Here is a 16,580-nt window from a genome sequence, read left to right as displayed (position 1 = left end):
CGATTCAGCAGGCATGAGTATTTTTAAATATTTTAAAATGAAAACCATCCACATGTATGTGTATCAATGCGATACGCCTTATGTAGTGGATTTGCTTGAACCTGAATATTCGTATACTGTTGAGCACAACAAACCCAACCAAACCACCTACCGAATTGAAAAAGACGGTTGCACGATTCACGAGAGTACCGTTTACAAACGTCTTCACTTTTTAGGAATCATTGATAAGCAAGGGCCTACCATTGGTAATTGTTTTACGCACAACGATTATCGCGGACACGGGATTTACCCCGCCATGCTTAATTTAATCACCAACAAACTTTTGGTGGAAGAACAAGTACCTGAGGTTTTTGTGATTGTAGATATTCAAAATATTCCTTCTATAAAAGGAATTGAAAAAGCAGGTTTTACCTTGTATGCCACAGTAAAAACCAAGCGATTTTTATTTTTTTACCTCAATCAAGAAGTCCATTATGGCGCTTAAGGTTACCTTAATCATTTGCACCTACAAACGCGCTGAAAGTTTGCATCGCCTACTACAAACCGTACGTGCGCAAACGCAGTATCCCGATGCCATTCTCATCATTGACGGTTCGCCCGACGATCAAACGGAAGTCATGTTGCAAGCGAATTCGATTGCCAATCTGGTTTATTTTCGAGTGACGCCAGCGCAACGCGGTTTGACCAAACAACGCAATTTTGGGATTCAGCGCGTGGAGCCCCAAACCGATATTGTTTGTTTTTTGGATGACGATGTATTACTAGAACCCAACTATTTTGAGGCCTTGTTGCAAACGTATGCGGTGTATCCCGAAGCGTTGGGTGTGGGAGGCTATATTACCAATGAAACGCAATGGGTTCCGATGCAAGCCAATGAAACCCACAGTAATTCTTGGTTTGCCTTTGATGGTTGGAAGCGAAATGAACCTTTGCGGAATAAAACTCGTCGCCGACTAGGATTGGATGCTGATGTGCCTCCAGGCTTTATTCCGATGTTTTCCCATGGACGCAGTGTGGGATTTTTACCGCCAAGTGGGAAAATTTATCCCGTGCAACAATTCATGGGGGGTGTTTCTTCATTTCGGAAATCGGTTTTTGATCGTCTACAATTTTCACATTATTTTGAAGGCTACGGGCTCTATGAAGATGCCGATTTTACCTCACGTCTTTCAAAGTTGGGGCCTTTGTATGTTAATACAGCGGCACGATTAAGTCACTACCACGATTTTTCGGGTCGTCCCAATGCTTATAAATACGGACGCATGGTTGTGCGAAATGGTTGGTATGTGTGGCGCGTCTATGCTCCACAACCCGGATGGCGCAACCGTGTGAAATGGAATCTCATCACCGCCGTATTGATTGCCATTCGATTTAGTAATATCTTTACCGCTGCTAATCGCATGGACTGCCTTAGAGAAACGTTAGGTCGGCTTTCGGGATGGCTTAGCCTTATCGTCCATCAACCCAAAATTGAACATTCATGATCGCTGACGCTATACTTCAATCCCTTATTCACCCCAAAACGAAAGCTTCTGTTACCGCTGTTGATACCGATAGGATTCGTTTTGCAGATGGTCATAGCATACCGATGATGCAAGGGCGGCCTATTTTACTCTCGGAAGATTCCTTATTTACCATCGAAGGTGTTTTACAAAATGAAGCAACCACGCAAGAAGCAACTTTTATTGACACCCAAGGTTCGATCAAGAATTATCTCCGCAAACGAGTGCTCCCTTCTTTGGCCAAAGATTTTCACATCGAAAAGCGTTACCGCGAATTGGCCCAAACTGTTAATGCACAAGGCGGTCGCGTACTCGTAATCGGTTCAGGGGATAAGGTAACTTATTATAAAAATCTATTTCATGCTTGTGAGGTCATTTGCAGTGATGTACACCTAGGACTGGGTGCCGATTGTGTCATTGATGCACACGAGATTCCTTTTCCAAATGCATTTTTTGATTTGGTGTTTGCGGCCCAGGTATTAGAACATACCATCAATCCCTGGAAAGTGGCTCAAGAAGTGCAGCGCGTGACCAAAATTGGTGGTCGTATTCAAATGGAAGTCCCTCAAAATTATCCTTATCATGGGCAGCCTTATGATTTTTTCCGGTTTACGTTCACAGGATTACGCGTTTTGTTTGAACAATGTAGTATTGAAAAAGTATCGATAACCGAGAGTAATGCCGCAATGGTTGGGGTTACGTTAGGCAATTATTTGATGAATTTATCGGCACAAAAGCATTACCGTCGTGGGGCACTTTTCCTTTCACGGTTTATGTTTGGATGGCTAAAATACCTCGATCGTTTTACCCTACACCAACGTTCGGTATCTTTCCCCAAGGGATATGCATTTACTTTTTTAAGAGATGGTGAAGTGCGAAAAGGGGCTACATTATTGGAAGAATATTATGCTTTAACGCCCTAATGATTCCAAGAAAATAGAGATTCTTTTTTCTTTTTTAAACCGCTGTATTTACATCGTTTCAATCTTCAGCTTATTTTGAAGATTATGGTTTGTGTGAAGTCGCTGATGTTGCCTATAGATTGTGCAAAACAAATAAATTGGATGGGAATACGAATGCGTAACTTGGTCATTTTTGCGATCAATCTAGTAGACCTAATCAATACCAATAGCGTAAAACGGGGTTAGAAACAGCTTTTAAGTATGGTGAGTGAATTGTCTAAATCCTTTGTTCACATTACGATTAAAATGGAATGCGATTGAGTTATTGTTGACATTCATCAGATTTAGCAATATATTTACCACCGGCAAAAAAACAAGAAGCTTTGACCGAATCGTTAGGCCGATTTATCGGTTGGTTCAGTTTTTTTTGAATATACCGAAATTACTATACTATGACACTATTCAGCCTAATTCGTTCAGATTACCGTAAATACAAAAAGTATGGAGCCAATGGCTTTGTTATTTTATTTCTTACTCAGGGATTTTGGGCGCTGTTTCAATACAGAATAGCTCATTTTTTTCACCAAAAAGTTAGGATCCAGCCTTTCAGAATGCTGGTCATGCTTCCGATGTATGTTTGGCAAAAAGGCGTTGAAATCATGACCGGTATATCCATTCCGGCTTCTGCGCAAATTGGTCATTCATTTTACATGGCCCATTTTGGCGGCATCATTTTAAATTCTAACACCATAATAGGCAATAATTGTAATATTTCACAAGGGGTAACTATTGGTGTTTCTGGTTTGGGTGTCAAAAGAGGTGTGCCAATTATTGGCAATAACGTTTACATTGGCGCCAATGCGGTAATCGCCGGGAAAATCAGTATAAGTGACAACTCGCTTATTGGTGCCTGTTCTTTAGTCAGCAGCGACGTTCCGGAAAATGGAGTTGTGGTGGGTGTACCGGCCATTTTAGTTTCGAATAAAAGCTCAAAAGGATACATTTAATGAAGCTGTTAGTTATTTCATCCGCGCCATTCATTAAAAAAGATAATGATTATTTTGCCTATGGTCCATATGCCAAAGAATTAGTTATTTGGGCCAAATATGCTGATGAAATCGCTTTCACTTGTCCGATTTGGAAACAAGACAACGGCTTGTTGATTTCTAAGATTTCCTTCCCTTTGACCAAAATATATGAAGTTAAAGATTTCAATGTAAAAACAGTAAAAAATACGCTCCAAGCATTACTGTATTCTTTTTTTAATTGCTATTTGATTTTTAAGTCAATGCTTTGGGCCGATCATATTCATTTGCGTTGTCCAGGTAATATTGGTTTGATGGGATGTATGTTACAAATCTTTTTTCCGCACAAAACCAAAACTGCTAAATACGCCGGCAATTGGGATTTAAAAGCCAAACAGCCAATCAGTTATCGAGTGCAAAAATGGATTTTGAGAAACACCTTCCTAACTAAAAATATGCAGGTCTTAGTATATGGCGAATGGGAAAACAGTACGAAAAGAATCAAACCGTTTTTCACGGCAAGTTATTATGCCTCCGAAATTCACCCCGTTCCTGATCGATGGGACCGTCGTCCGTGGCATGTTGTTTTTGTAGGAACACTCGGTGCCAACAAACGTCCGATGTATGTGGTGCAGTTGGTGGCAAAAATACGACAACAAGGGATTCCAATCACCTTGGCACTATATGGGCATGGGGCTGAACAGGCTCGCATAACGCAGTTCATTCAGGAGCAGCATTTGTCGGAGTGGATCGTATTGCATGGCAATCAACCCCGTGAGGTAATTCAACAAGCCCTTTGTGAGGCTCATTTTGTGTGTCTGCCCTCGCAAAGTGAAGGTTGGCCCAAAGCGGTGGCTGAGGGGATGTTTTGGGGCGCTATTCCTTGGGCTACCTCTGTTTCGTGCGTGCCTCAAATGCTGGATGAAGGGCGAAGAGGACTCCTATTGACCTTAGACATGGACCGAGATTGTGCCCGTATTCAGCAGTTGTGTAACGATTCGAATGCTTTGCGTCAACAAGCGCAACAAGCGATGGAATGGTCACGGCAATATACGTTGGACGCTTTTGAATTGGCTATTCGTAAACTGATGCAACCATGAGGATATTGCAGTTAATCGATACATTAGAAACGGGAGGTGCCGAACGCATGGCGGTGAATTATGCCAATGCTTTGCACCAAACAGGCGATTTTGTGGCGTTGGCAGTAACCCGAAAAGAGGGGCCTTTGCGTGCCGAATTGCATCCTGAAGTTCCTTATCTTTTTGTACAGAAAAAAGGAACGATTGATATGGCAGCTCTTTTTCGCGTGAGAGCCTTTTGCAAACGCCATAAAATCGAATGGATTCACGCGCATTCCAGTTCGTTTTTTTTGGCTGTTTTGTTAAAATTTACCTTGCCACGATTGCAGATTATTTGGCATGACCACTATGGTTTGAGTGAGTTTCCTGAGGATCGACCGCTGTATCCCTTACGGTTTTTCTCTTTGTTTTTTTGGGGCATCCTTCCGGTGAATCAGAAGTTAGCCACATGGTCCCAACAGCGCTTATGGTGTAAAAATATTCAGTATTTCCCAAATTTTTCATTTCCTTCAATACAAGAGAAAAAAGTGACTTTATTGCAAGGGAGAGCAGGAAAGAGGGTTTTGAATCTCGCCAATTTGCGTCCTCAAAAAAATCAGCTTCTTTTGTTGGAAGCCGTATTACAAGTTCGCAAAGCGTTTCCCGATTGGACCTATCATTTGGTGGGGAAAGATTTTAACGATGAATATGCCGCAAAAATAACTACTTTTATCCACGACAATCAACTGGAAACGGTAGTGTTTCGCTATGGGGCCTGTCCCGATACAGATTGGATTTTTCAACAAGCTGATCTTATGGTATTGAGTTCCGATTCGGAGGGGTTGCCCGTTTCTTTGTTGGAAGCCGCACAGTTCTGTTTGCCTGTTGTTGCTACAGCCGTAGGGGAGATTCCATTCATCATTCACTCGGGAGAAACTGGAGTATTAGTGCCTCAGGGGGATGTTTCAGCATTGGTCTCAGCACTTACAGAACTCATGGCTTCGGAAGAAAAGCAACAAGCTTATGGGACCGCTTGGCATCATGCTGTAAAAGAGAATTTTTCGGCTACCGCCATAATACAACGCTATAAAAATTGGACGTGTGTTTAAGTTTTTAGAACAAAAAGAACGGAATTATCTTTTACTCATCCTTGTGCATGCGGTGTTAGGGGTACTGATTTATTACAATCTTTTTATCTCAAAAATATACGGCATACTCATCTTCGTCGTGAGTTTGTATTTTATTTTTAAAACGCGTAATCGTAACAATGAAGTGCTCTACGCCTCAGCTTATCTGGTAGGAAGTGAAGTATTTCTGCGAATGACGGAGGGTAATCCCAACCACGAATTTTCTAAGTACGGTATCATCCTTTATGTGTCTATCGGAATGATTTACAGTGGGTTTTCCAAAAATGCGATACCGTATTGGATTTTCTTGGTATTATTGGTACCGGGACTGATTTTAGGAACTCAAGAATTGGATTTGACGACCCAAAATATTCGAAAAACATTGGCCTTTAATATCTCAGGACCAGTTTGTTTGGGAATGGCATCGCTGTATTGTTATAATAGGAAACTCACCTTTCCCGAGATGAACAATATTCTACTCATGGTAGGTCTCCCTATGGTGGCTTGTTCTACCTATTTATGGTTGTTTACTCCCGAATTAAAAGAGGTTTTAACCGGTACAGGTTCCAATGGAGAAACGTCCGGTGGATTTGGTCCCAACCAAGTATCGACGGCCTTGGGACTGGGGATGTTTGTGTTCCTTTCGCGGCTTTTTGTGGCTTCCAAAACCAAAGTCTTGTTTTTGATTAATTTGGTGGTTGCACTAAATATTTCCTACCGAGGTTTAGTAACTTTTTCGCGCGGTGGAATGATTACGGGATTTGCCATGCTGGTGATTTTGTTTGCATTTATGTATTTCAATTCGAGTAAACGTGGCCGTATAAAGATGTTTTACTTTGGGGGAATCATGGCGGTTATTCTCACCTCAGTTTGGTTTTATACCGAAGTCCAAACGGGCGGGTTAATCGGCCTCCGCTACGCCAATAAAGATGCCTTAGGTAGGGAAAAGGAGAGTAAATTTACCGGTCGGGAAGAAATTGCCGAAAGTGAAATAAATGCTTTTTTGGATAATCCCTTTTTTGGTGTGGGCGTGGCTAAAGGAACCGAAATTCGCTTGGCTGAGACAGGTCAGGTCATCGCCTCCCACAACGAAATCACCCGCATGTTGGGCGAGCATGGTTTTTTCGGTTTGTTGGGATTGGTCTTGTTGGTGATTACCCCTTCCATTTTGTTTTTGGGGAATAGGCAACACGTGTATGCTTTCTGTTTTGTAGTCTTCTGGCTATTAACCATCAACCATGCCGCGATGCGAACGGCTGCCCCTTCGTTTATTTATGCATTATCATTACTGAAAGTTTATCTAATCGACCCCAATGAAATTACTCTACATCGGGAACAAACTGTCTAAACATAATCGTGGACAAACGGTTATGGAATCCTTGGGTCCCGATTTGGAACGGGAAGGGTTTACGGTGCGGTATGCCTCCGATAAAAAAGGCTTGCTGTGGCGTTTTCTCGATATGGTAGGTTCAGTGTTGCGCCATGCCCGAAGTTCTGATTATGTACTCATTGACACGTATAGTACGTGGAGTTTTTATTATGTGGTGGTAACGGCCACGCTCTGTCGTCTATATCAAGTGCCTTACATTCCCATTTTACATGGAGGTCATCTACCCCGGCGTCTGCAACAATGGCCCCGACTTTCTCGTTGGGTGTTTGCCCATGCCTATGCCAATGTAGCACCTTCAGGGTATTTGTATGCGGTATTTAAGCCCCTTTTTTCGCAAACGATTGCCATTCCCAATGCGATACCGATTCAAGAGTATACCTACCAACCGCGCGATACACGTGCACTTCATTTGCTTTGGGTACGTTCGTTAGTGTCGCTATATCATCCCGAAATGGCATTGCAAGTTTGTGCCGCATTGCAACGCCATCTGCCGTGTAAACTTACCGTTATTGGACCTGATCCACAACAGCGTCAACCTGGACTCGAAGCTTTAGCAAAACAATTAGGTATCTCGGTTACTTTTACAGGAAAACTTACCAAAGCCGAGTGGCATCAGCGGGCAACCACAAGTTCTATTTTTCTCAATACAACCCGAGCCGACAATACACCTGTTAGTGTGATCGAAGCGATGGCGTTAGGATTGCCCGTGGTGAGTACGAATGTTGGCGGACTACCGTATTTGATTACACCCCATGAAACGGGTCTGTTGGTACCTTCCGAAGATGTTCAAGCGATGACGGAGGCGGTATTGCAACTCCATCGTCATCCTGAAAAAGCCTTGCAAATGACGGAAAAGGCGCGCGCTCAAGTGGAAAAGTATGATTGGTCGGTGGTAAAAGAAGCGTGGATAAAACTTTTAAAATCGTAGACTTTCATTTCAGAATTTGTAACTTGCACCCGTAATTAGGAACTTCTAAATGAATAGCAACAAGAAAATACATTTTGAAATCTCCGAACGGAAGTTATTGCTGCGCTTGTTTGATACCTTGCTAGTTCTTATGGCGCTTTACATCATCAGCTCGCTTTATGATTTCCGGTATTTTACATTTTCCAAAGACAATTTTATTTGGTCGGTCGTTTTGGCTGTTTATCTTAATATTTTCAGCTCGGTGTTTGAAATGTACAACCTGCAAGTGGCGAGCAACCAGTTTCAAGTGATTCGAAGTATCATTTTGACCACCTCGACTACCGTTTTGTTTTATTTGTTAACGCCTATCTACACGCCTGTTTTACCGTCGAATCGAATTCAAATTATTATATTCTTCCTTTCGATTTTTATCACATTGCTGCTATGGCGGTTATTTTACGTATTTTTCTTAGCGTCCCATCGTTTTGTAAAAAAAGCGATTTTGGTCTGTGACCAAGAGCAGTTGGATGCATTGATTTCAGGTATCGAAAGCGTGGATCCGCATTACAAATTTATTGCCTTTGTAAATTCGGATGAAACGGATGCCGATAGTGCAAAAACCTTTTCTATTCGCCGAATTCCCTCCCAAAATCTCGAAGCTTTTGTGCGCAAAACCTCAATTTCTGAATTGGTAATAGCCACTCAAAAAACGGATGGAATTACGGTAAATCTTTACAATCAATTGATCCATTTGCTTGAAAACGGGATCATCATTCGCGAATACACTCAAGTGTATGAAGATAGTACAAAGCGCATTCCTGTGCAATATGTTTCGCGCGATTTTTACCGGTATTTCCCCTTTAGCCGAAGCAATCAAAATCATTTGTATTTGCTTTTCTCTAGGATTTTTGATGTGCTTTTTTCGGTGATTGGACTTCTTTTAGGGCTCGTGTTTTTTCCATTAATTCTTTTTGGAAATCTCTTTGGCAATCGCGGACCGTTGTTTTATACGCAAGAACGCATTGGTAAAAACGGTGAAGTATTTCGTATTTATAAATTCCGCACCATGGTTAAAAATGCTGAAACTAACGGGGCTGTTTTTACCACCATCAACGATACCCGAATTACGGCTTTTGGAAAATTCATGCGGAAAACCCGATTGGATGAATTTCCACAGTTTATTAATATTCTCCGCGGCGATATGTCGATTATTGGGCCTCGTCCAGAACGCCCTGTTTTTGTGCAGCAAATTGCCGAAAACATGCCGTTTTATGAAACCCGACATGTAGTTAAACCCGGTTTAACAGGCTGGGCGCAGGTTAATTATTCCTATGGCGATTCCATCGATGATAGTTTGGTGAAGTTGCAATACGATTTGTATTACATCAAACATCGCAGTATTTTCTTGGATATCAATATTGTGATTAAAACCTTTAGTACGATTTTATTCTACCGCGGGCAGTGATTTTTTGCGAATTTGTTGCAAACGAATCCGCAGCATCAACACATGGGCAACCACAAAAGGAAGCATCAATAAAAGATAGGGTTTGTTAAATAAGAGTACGGCATAGATACCCAAAGCCACCAATGTTACTCCCATCCATCGCACCAAGACTTTTAACGAACGGACAAACGGAAGTACAATACATATAGGGTTGAATAATAAGGCGTTGTAATTCCATAACACTTCTTTATGATCTGAGTATAATCCTATTAAAACCAGAAAAATTCCTAATCCACCGGTCAAAAACCAATATGCATTATAAATCCAAGCACGGCGACTTAAAACAAGGGCACCTAAAATTAAGATAACTACAAAAATGCTATTCCAAAAGGAGAATACAGCGGTTAAAGGCTTTCCTTCCACCCATTTTTTCTCTTCAACGACGATAGGTTTTCCATTGATTTTCGCTTGGTTGAGACTGTGCATTAATTCAACAGGTAAAAACATCTGGGTGGCGGCTCCATCGGTTTTCGCGCCAAACAAAATATTAATCCCCAATTGAAAATAAAAGTGATTGTTGAAATAGGGGTACAATAATTCTCGGTACGAAATCGAGGTGTCATCCACTTTTTGCAAAAGGGGTTTCCCTAATACAGCATTGATTTTTTCATAGACCATGGTGGTACAATTCCGGTCAATGAATTTATATGTGTAATAACGCTCGTCAGAATACAACGATTGGTTAAGCACAGTAAATAAGGTGCTGACTTGCTCAGGAGATAATCGTAAGGTTTGTTCAACTACCTCCCGTTCACTCATTTGGTATTCCATCAAAAAGTCAGGAAAGGCATACGCTGCCACAAAATATTGCAAATCGCCTTTGACAAATTTGGGGTAAAAATTGGGCGTCTGAAAATCAAACATCCCATAATTATAAACAATATCGAGGTTTTGTATCGTATCCTGAACCCGTAAAGCGGTATGCCCGAAGGTGGTATACAATTCCGAACCGCGTCCACAGGTGAGCACACTTATTTTTGCATCTTTGGAAAGGGTGGGAGTCTGTCCCAGCAGTGCTAGAGGAACCCATAAAAACAGCCAACGGAGGAGTGCTTTCATCTTAACGGAAAATACTAAAATCAACTTTCACAGAAAATATATTGGAGTATAACGCCGCACTTTGGTCGCCCAAATCGGTGAGTGCATAATCAATTTGAATGCCTTTGTACTTGAATCCAATGCCAATATTGGGTTGGAATCCAATACGACGACTCCCATCAATTTGGGTTACATTTTGGAAATTCCCCAATCCAGCACGAACAAAAATCAAGTCGGTGTAATTGTATTCCAACCCTAAAGCTGGATCAATACTTACCACATCGGTAGCTAAAATATCGTTGGTTTTGGTAAACTGCATGTTGAGGTTGCCCGACACCCGCAAATAGGTTTCGTTGTGTAAATCAAAGGCTCGCGATACCCCAAATTGCGCTTTCGGAGCCGTAATTTCGGTGCTTTCGGGGAGTTCCTGGTTTTGTCCAGCCACCGCCCCTTGAATGCTCTTAAAAGCCTCTTCATTGATGGCCCACACATTGTAAGTAGTTGTAATATCCCGCACCATGAGTCCGAAATTCCAATCGTCACGGTCCCATTGTAGTCCTAAATCAAATCCGAAACCCCAGGAACTAGCAAAATCACCAATCGTACGTCGGATGACTTTGGCATTAATGCCGTATTGGAATCCAGGAATTTTTAATTTGCGGGCGTAGGAGAGGGTGAAGGCGTAATCGGCGGTTGAGAATTTACTGATGCGATTGTAGTCAATGTTTCCCTGACTGTCAATCAATTGCGTCGTATTCAAAATATCATCAACTCCAAAGCGAATGACCGAAATTCCCCAAGCACTCTCCGTATCGATGGGTTGGGCAAACGCCGCGTAATCGTATTGGGCGATATTGGCAAAATAACTGGCGTGCATTGCTGCTGCTTGTCCGTCTTCCAAATGGACCAAACCCGCGGGATTCCAGTACACTGAGTTCACATCCTGCGTTTGCGCAACGACTGCATTGGCCATACCAAAAGCAGCGGCATCTACTCCAATGTTCAAAAATTCATTGGAATATTTCCGTACCGATTGGCCAAAGGAAACCCCTGCAATCCAAAACAATACCCATGGAGCAATTTTTTTCAAGCGCAATTTTTTTTCAAAAGTAGCAATTTTCTGAGCGGTTTCCAACATACAAACTGTCGAAAACTACGTCTTTAAACGTGTTTGTAGATACACTTATTGTGCTACCTTTGTGATTTAAATTCAAGTGCATGGCGTTGCTTAAACACCTTCCCAATTTTCTCACTCTTCTCAACTTGCTTTGCGGTTGCATTGCACTCCAACACGCGGCTGAATTCAATTTTGAAGGCGCCTTTTCCTGGGTGTGTCTCGGTATCTTTTTTGACTTTTTTGATGGGTTTTTCGCGCGTAAGTTAGGAGTAGCAGGACCCTTGGGGGTGCAACTCGATTCGTTAGCCGATATGGTGACTAGTGGTGTTGTCCCAGGGTATGTGATGATGTGTATGTTGAGTGGGCATGCGTTTCCGATGCCGATTCATGGATTCTTTCCCTACCTCGGATTCCTCATCACTTTGGGCGCTTGTTATCGCTTGGCTAATTTTAATATTGATACCCGTCAATCCGATTCTTTTATTGGGTTGCCCACTCCAGCCAATGCTTTATTTATTATGAGTTTACCTCTTGTGATTCGGTATGCGCCAAACCCAATTTGGTTTGTTGGGTTGCAACAGCCGTGGGTTTTAATCGGAATCACCCTGCTGAGTTCAGGGATGATGAATGCACCGATTCCGCTTTTCTCCCTAAAAATCAAAAAATTTAGTGTCAGCGCCTACAAATTGCAATTGGGTTTTGTGGTCTACGCAATTCTTTTACTCGTTTTTTTAAAAATAGTGGCGGTCCCTTTAATTATTCTTTCCTACGTTATTGTGTCAGTCTTGTATACGTTTTTTTCTCGCCCACCGTTAGGAATAAAAAAATAGCATGGCAGCCACACCGCGCAAAAAATCTCCCGTTCGTCGTAAATCCACTTCCGCTTCTCGTTTTTCGTGGGCTAAAGTGCTTATTTGGGGTTTTGTCCTCTTATTTACCGCAGGAGTAGTACTCCACTACCGTGACGCGCTTTTGTATTACTTCAGCTTCAAGTCCAAACACAGTCTCCAAGAAGACAAAGTCGCCGAAGCCCGTATTTTTCAAATCCTTCAAAAATACCCCGATCGTTGTGTCGGCCTCGATGTTTCAGAATACCAAGGAAGCATCGATTGGGAGGCTGTTGATTCGCTCGAAGGACGTCCAATTCGGTTTGTATTTGTGCGCGCAACCTGTGGTAGTGACCGAAAAGATGCGCAATTTGAGACTAACTGGAAAGGAGCAAAAAAGTACATACGTGGTGCCTATCATTACTACCGTCCCGACGAAAATTCATTGGAGCAAGCCCGTAAATTTATCGCCACCGTTTTGTTGCAGCCGGGCGATCTTCCCCCCGTGTTGGATATTGAACAATTGCCCGAAAATCAATCGATGGAGCGTCTGAAAATGGGTTTGCAAAAATGGCTTGATGCTGTCGAAAAGCATTACCGTCGGAAACCGATTATTTATTCAGGGCAGCGCTTCTATGAAGATTTTTTAAAGGAAGAATTTTCAGCGTATACTTTTTGGGTGGCCAATTACAATTTCTTTGCCGAGACCCTACAGTCAGAGTGGTTGTTTTGGCAGTTTTCCGAAAAAGGAAGGGTCGAAGGAATTCCCGAAAAAGTCGATGTCAATTTGTACAATGGTACCCCCAAAATGCTTGAATACCTCGTACACCCTTAGTCCAAAAACCAAACCGGAAGCAATATTACGACGAGCAAAAGCACTAAAGCGAGCACAGCCTTCGGATGCGCAAAATTCACCATCCATCCCATCCATTCAATGGGTTTGGGTGGAAAATACCGTGGGTCCTCCGAATTATGATAGATTAATCCTCCCCAACGCCAATTTTTGGGGTCTTCCATCCATGATTGATGCGTTTCTTTAGAAATGGGGTTCATAGCATACATTTTTTGGGCGTGCCCCCTCGGTGATAGTGCGCAAATGCTATGTGAAGTTCAGGTTCCTCGGGGTCAGGCTTTCCGCAGTACGCACCTCCCTTACGTCCGGTGGGTACTTGCTGCAATCCTTCACGCGATTCGGGAGCCGCATTGGGCGGGTGTTAAAATTCGAGTTTCTTTTTACGCAACTCAAAGTTTTGTCCCAAGTATACCTTCCGTACCATTTCATCGGCCGCCAATTCTTCGGGAACACCGGCTTTTAAAATGCCACCTTCAAACATTAAGTAGGTTTTATCGGTAATGGCTAGGGTTTCTTGTACGTTGTGGTCGGTGATTAAAATACCGATGTTTTTATTACGTAATTGGGCTACAATGCGCTGAATGTCTTCTACCGCAACGGGGTCAACCCCTGCAAATGGTTCGTCCAAAAGTATAAATTTAGGGTCTGTCGCCAAGGCACGCGCAATCTCCGTACGTCGTCGTTCCCCTCCCGAAAGCAAATCTCCACGGTTGGTGCGAATATGTTGCAAGCTGAATTCGTCCAACAAACTCTCCATTTTGGCCTCTTGTTCGGCTTTCGAAAGTGAGGTCAATTGCAATACACTCATGATGTTGTCTTCCACACTCAACTTGCGAAAAACCGACGCTTCCTGCGCCAAATAACCAATACCGTGTTGGGCGCGTTTGTACATCGGAAATTCCGTAATGTTCAAATCGTCCAGGTAAATGGTCCCCGAATTGGGTTTTACCAACCCTACAATCATATAGAAGGAAGTGGTTTTTCCAGCGCCATTCGGACCCAGTAGTCCTACAATTTCGCCTTGGTTTACTTCCACCGAAATGCCTTTTACGACGGTTCGTTTTTTATAGGTTTTAATTAGCTGTTCTGCGCGTAATTTCATAAGTAAGCAAACGTTTAGGGGTCAAATTACTACTTTTTCATCGTGTTAATCGCCCAATAAAGTGTTAAATGATTAGGGTTCTTGCGTTTCCAAAGCTTCCCAAAATTCGTAAGCACGACGCAAATGCGGAATCACAATGGTGCCTCCAACCAACGTGGCAATTCCCATGGCTTCCATCATTTCAGCTTTTGAAACCCCTTGTTTGTAGGCAGTCTCCAAATGGTATTTGATGCAGTCATCGCAACGCAAAACGGTAGAAGCCACCAAACCTAGGAGTTCTTTGGTTTTAACATCCAAAGCTCCCTCGGCATAAGCGTTAGTGTCTAAATTAAATATGCGTTTGACGACCAAATTGTTGTCAGCCATCAATTTTTCGTTCATTTTCGAACGATAACTGTTAAATTCTTCTACAAGATTACTCATGATTTTAATCTTCTTTTTTCTACTATTCCTGCAATTACCACACTAGCTTCAAACACCAAGAGCATCGGTATAGATACGGTAACCTGACTCACCACATCAGGTGGCGTGACTATTGCGGCAATAATTAATACAATTACAATGGCATAACGCCGGTATTTGCGCAAAAAGGCAACCGTGATTAATCCCAATTTGGTTAAAAAGTAAATGATGACCGGCAATTCAAAAAACAATCCACTGACCAAAACCGAACTCTTGATCATGCTGGTGTAGGACTCTAGGTTGAATTCGTTGACTACGGCGGTACTTATTTGAAACGTCGACACAAAGTTGATGGTCATCGGTATTATTACAAAATACCCAAACAACACCCCTAAAAAGAACAGAAGCGACGATACGATAATAAAGGCTTTGGCACTTTTTCGCTCTTTTTCATAGAGGGCGGGACTGATAAAATTCCAAAATTGGTAAATAATGTAAGGAAAGGCCAGAATGAATCCCGCCGTGATACATATCCAAATAAAGGTATTGATTTGTCCCTCCATCGAGGTGTTTTGGATTTTAAAGTCCAAATCAGTGATGCATATGTTCTCAGCAATACCTAAATACTTTGAGGCATCACAAAAAAAACGGTACGTTACAAATTCGGCTTTCGTAGGACCGAAAATTACGGTATTGAATAAGAAGTCATTGACCATATAGGTGGCAAAAGCCATAATTACCGTAGCCAACGAGCACCGAACCAACACCCATCGTAATTCCTCTAAATGTTCCATGAAGGACATGTCTTTGTGTGCTTTTTTTGCCATTAGACGACGCCTTCTTTTAAAATATCATGCAAATGAATCACGCCAAGATAGTGCGTACCTTCCACCACAACCAATTGGGTAATTGCATACTGTTCCATTCGATTTAAAGCATCCACCACTAGCGTATCGGGCGCGATTGTTTTGGGGTTGATGGTCATAATATCTCGCGCTTTCCACCCCGTAATCGTTTCCGTTTTATTCAACATACGTCGAATATCTCCATCGGTGATAATTCCAATCACTTGTTCTTCTTCTAGCACAGCGGTTACTCCTAAACGGCCTTCAGAAATGGATACAATCACTTGTTTGATATCCGAATTCGGCTCCACTACAGGACGATGAGCCGTATCGAGGAGGTCGTTTACCTTCAGTAAAAGTTTTTTTCCCAAGGCACCTCCCGGATGGTACAATGCAAAATCTTCTGCGGTAAAATGTCGCATTTCAATTAAACAAACGGCGATAGCATCGCCCATTGCTAATTGTGCCGTAGTACTGTTGGTGGGGGCCAAATTATTGGGGTCCGATTCCCGTTCTACCCAGGTATTCAATACATAATCAGACGCTTTACCCAAATAGGATTCAGGATTACCTGTCATTCCTATAAGTACGTTGCCTTGACGTTTTAACAAAGGTACCAATACTTTGATCTCGGGACTGTTTCCACTTTTGGAAATACACAACACAGGGTCGCCCGGTTGCACCATCCCTAAGTCGCCATGAATCGCTTCGGAAGCATGGAGAAAGAGGGCAGGAGTTCCCGTAGAATTGAGGGTAGCGACAATTTTTTGGGCTATGATGGCACTTTTTCCAATTCCTGTTACAACCAAACGTCCTTGGGTTTGAAACAGGAGTTCCACCACAGCGACAAAGGAATCATCCAGAAATTCAGCGAGTTTGGCAATCGAGACACTCTCTGATACTAAGGTGCGTCGTGCACTCTCAACTAAGGCTTCTTTCGTTATCAAAATGAAATGTTATAAAATTTGTACGTACAGAAGT

The 16,580-nt window shown here is 42.4% G+C and carries 18 protein-coding genes; 11 read left to right on the top strand and 7 right to left on the bottom strand.

Going from position 1 to position 16,580, the window contains the following annotated elements; genetic code table 11:
• Positions 1-37: 37 nt before the first annotated feature.
• From Q0037_RS08595 to Q0037_RS08555, 9 genes are all read left to right on the top strand, one after another.
• Positions 38-484, top strand: coding sequence for a GNAT family protein (locus Q0037_RS08595; RefSeq protein WP_297517227.1), 447 nt, complete (start codon positions 38-40; stop codon positions 482-484).
• Positions 474-1,484 carry a glycosyltransferase family 2 protein gene (locus Q0037_RS08590; protein ID WP_297517226.1) on the top strand — a complete coding sequence of 337 codons (1,011 nt, stop codon included), beginning with the start codon at positions 474-476 and terminating at the stop codon, positions 1,482-1,484. Before Q0037_RS08595 ends, Q0037_RS08590 begins: the two co-directional genes overlap by 11 nt.
• Complete coding sequence (locus Q0037_RS08585) at positions 1,481-2,425, top strand: class I SAM-dependent methyltransferase (RefSeq protein ID WP_297517225.1); 945 nt, start codon at positions 1,481-1,483, stop codon at positions 2,423-2,425. Before Q0037_RS08590 ends, Q0037_RS08585 begins: the two co-directional genes overlap by 4 nt.
• A gap of 431 nt (positions 2,426-2,856) precedes the next feature.
• Complete coding sequence (locus Q0037_RS08580) at positions 2,857-3,411, top strand: serine acetyltransferase (protein WP_297517224.1); 555 nt, start codon at positions 2,857-2,859, stop codon at positions 3,409-3,411.
• Complete coding sequence (locus tag Q0037_RS08575) at positions 3,411-4,529, top strand: glycosyltransferase (protein ID WP_297517223.1); 1,119 nt, start codon at positions 3,411-3,413, stop codon at positions 4,527-4,529. The genes Q0037_RS08580 and Q0037_RS08575 overlap by 1 nt, the downstream gene beginning before the upstream one ends.
• Complete coding sequence (locus Q0037_RS08570) at positions 4,526-5,596, top strand: glycosyltransferase family 4 protein (RefSeq protein ID WP_297517222.1); 1,071 nt, start codon at positions 4,526-4,528, stop codon at positions 5,594-5,596. Before Q0037_RS08575 ends, Q0037_RS08570 begins: the two co-directional genes overlap by 4 nt.
• A complete protein-coding gene (locus tag Q0037_RS08565) occupies positions 5,589-6,962 on the top strand; it encodes an O-antigen ligase (protein WP_297517221.1) in 1,374 nt (457 codons plus the stop codon). The genes Q0037_RS08570 and Q0037_RS08565 overlap by 8 nt, the downstream gene beginning before the upstream one ends.
• Positions 6,928-7,932, top strand: coding sequence for a glycosyltransferase family 4 protein (locus Q0037_RS08560; RefSeq protein ID WP_297517220.1), 1,005 nt, complete (start codon positions 6,928-6,930; stop codon positions 7,930-7,932). Before Q0037_RS08565 ends, Q0037_RS08560 begins: the two co-directional genes overlap by 35 nt.
• A gap of 49 nt (positions 7,933-7,981) precedes the next feature.
• The gene (locus Q0037_RS08555) at positions 7,982-9,376 is read left to right on the top strand and encodes an exopolysaccharide biosynthesis polyprenyl glycosylphosphotransferase (protein ID WP_297517219.1); all 1,395 of its coding nucleotides are present in this window, start codon (positions 7,982-7,984) and stop codon (positions 9,374-9,376) included.
• Here the strand turns inward: Q0037_RS08555 and Q0037_RS08550 are convergent.
• Entirely contained in the window at positions 9,356-10,474 is a 1,119-nt protein-coding gene (locus Q0037_RS08550) for a DUF4105 domain-containing protein (protein ID WP_297517218.1), read from the bottom strand. The two genes, Q0037_RS08555 and Q0037_RS08550, sit on opposite strands and share 21 nt — an antisense overlap.
• A 1-nt stretch (position 10,475) precedes the next feature.
• Positions 10,476-11,459 carry a PorV/PorQ family protein gene (locus tag Q0037_RS08545; protein ID WP_297517258.1) on the bottom strand — a complete coding sequence of 328 codons (984 nt, stop codon included), beginning with the start codon at positions 11,457-11,459 and terminating at the stop codon, positions 10,476-10,478.
• A gap of 212 nt (positions 11,460-11,671) precedes the next feature.
• Here Q0037_RS08545 and Q0037_RS08540 point away from each other — a divergent pair, with 212 nt between their 5' ends.
• Together Q0037_RS08540 and Q0037_RS08535 are read left to right on the top strand one after the other, a co-directional pair.
• Positions 11,672-12,400, top strand: coding sequence for a CDP-alcohol phosphatidyltransferase family protein (locus tag Q0037_RS08540; protein WP_297517217.1), 729 nt, complete (start codon positions 11,672-11,674; stop codon positions 12,398-12,400).
• A gap of 1 nt (position 12,401) precedes the next feature.
• Positions 12,402-13,232: a GH25 family lysozyme gene (locus Q0037_RS08535; protein WP_297517216.1), complete on the top strand. Its 831-nt coding sequence runs from the start codon at positions 12,402-12,404 to the stop codon at positions 13,230-13,232.
• Here Q0037_RS08535 and Q0037_RS08530 read toward each other — a convergent pair.
• The 5 genes from Q0037_RS08530 to Q0037_RS08510 form a co-directional block, all read right to left on the bottom strand.
• Positions 13,229-13,450 (bottom strand): DUF5808 domain-containing protein, encoded by a 222-nt coding sequence (locus Q0037_RS08530; protein ID WP_297517215.1) that lies wholly within the window; start codon positions 13,448-13,450, stop codon positions 13,229-13,231. The two genes, Q0037_RS08535 and Q0037_RS08530, sit on opposite strands and share 4 nt — an antisense overlap.
• A 161-nt stretch (positions 13,451-13,611) precedes the next feature.
• Entirely contained in the window at positions 13,612-14,352 is a 741-nt protein-coding gene (gene lptB / locus Q0037_RS08525) for an LPS export ABC transporter ATP-binding protein (protein ID WP_073363964.1), read from the bottom strand.
• A 72-nt stretch (positions 14,353-14,424) separates the two neighbouring features.
• The gene (locus Q0037_RS08520) at positions 14,425-14,775 is read right to left on the bottom strand and encodes a carboxymuconolactone decarboxylase family protein (protein WP_297517214.1); all 351 of its coding nucleotides are present in this window, start codon (positions 14,773-14,775) and stop codon (positions 14,425-14,427) included.
• Positions 14,772-15,581, bottom strand: a complete 810-nt coding sequence (gene tatC, locus Q0037_RS08515) for a twin-arginine translocase subunit TatC (protein ID WP_297517213.1) — start codon at positions 15,579-15,581, stop codon at positions 14,772-14,774. The genes Q0037_RS08520 and tatC overlap by 4 nt, the downstream gene beginning before the upstream one ends.
• Entirely contained in the window at positions 15,581-16,546 is a 966-nt protein-coding gene (locus Q0037_RS08510) for an SIS domain-containing protein (RefSeq protein ID WP_297517212.1), read from the bottom strand. The genes tatC and Q0037_RS08510 overlap by 1 nt, the downstream gene beginning before the upstream one ends.
• Positions 16,547-16,580 lie beyond the last annotated feature (34 nt).

It is taken from the genome of Flavobacterium sp. (genome assembly GCF_027482425.1).
In the GTDB taxonomy this organism is placed as follows: domain Bacteria; phylum Bacteroidota; class Bacteroidia; order Flavobacteriales; family Flavobacteriaceae; genus Flavobacterium.
This window is presented reverse-complemented; position numbering and strand designations above follow the sequence as displayed.

Bases quoted from the DNA above. Each gene is read 5' to 3' on its own strand.
- Q0037_RS08590 (WP_297517226.1), top strand. From the start codon at position 474: ATGGCGCTTAAGGTTACCTTAATCATTTGCACCTACAAACGCGCTGAA.
- Q0037_RS08555 (WP_297517219.1), top strand. From the start codon at position 7,982: ATGAATAGCAACAAGAAAATACATTTTGAAATCTCCGAACGGAAGTTA.
- Q0037_RS08535 (WP_297517216.1), top strand. From the start codon at position 12,402: ATGGCAGCCACACCGCGCAAAAAATCTCCCGTTCGTCGTAAATCCACT.
- Q0037_RS08520 (WP_297517214.1), bottom strand. From the start codon at position 14,775: ATGAGTAATCTTGTAGAAGAATTTAACAGTTATCGTTCGAAAATGAAC.
- Q0037_RS08580 (WP_297517224.1), top strand. From the start codon at position 2,857: ATGACACTATTCAGCCTAATTCGTTCAGATTACCGTAAATACAAAAAG.
- lptB (WP_073363964.1), bottom strand. From the start codon at position 14,352: ATGAAATTACGCGCAGAACAGCTAATTAAAACCTATAAAAAACGAACC.
- Q0037_RS08530 (WP_297517215.1), bottom strand. From the start codon at position 13,450: ATGAACCCCATTTCTAAAGAAACGCATCAATCATGGATGGAAGACCCC.
- Q0037_RS08560 (WP_297517220.1), top strand. From the start codon at position 6,928: ATGAAATTACTCTACATCGGGAACAAACTGTCTAAACATAATCGTGGA.
- Q0037_RS08570 (WP_297517222.1), top strand. From the start codon at position 4,526: ATGAGGATATTGCAGTTAATCGATACATTAGAAACGGGAGGTGCCGAA.
- Q0037_RS08585 (WP_297517225.1), top strand. From the start codon at position 1,481: ATGATCGCTGACGCTATACTTCAATCCCTTATTCACCCCAAAACGAAA.
- Q0037_RS08540 (WP_297517217.1), top strand. From the start codon at position 11,672: ATGGCGTTGCTTAAACACCTTCCCAATTTTCTCACTCTTCTCAACTTG.
- tatC (WP_297517213.1), bottom strand. From the start codon at position 15,581: ATGGCAAAAAAAGCACACAAAGACATGTCCTTCATGGAACATTTAGAG.
- Q0037_RS08550 (WP_297517218.1), bottom strand. From the start codon at position 10,474: ATGAAAGCACTCCTCCGTTGGCTGTTTTTATGGGTTCCTCTAGCACTG.
- Q0037_RS08575 (WP_297517223.1), top strand. From the start codon at position 3,411: ATGAAGCTGTTAGTTATTTCATCCGCGCCATTCATTAAAAAAGATAAT.
- Q0037_RS08595 (WP_297517227.1), top strand. From the start codon at position 38: ATGAAAACCATCCACATGTATGTGTATCAATGCGATACGCCTTATGTA.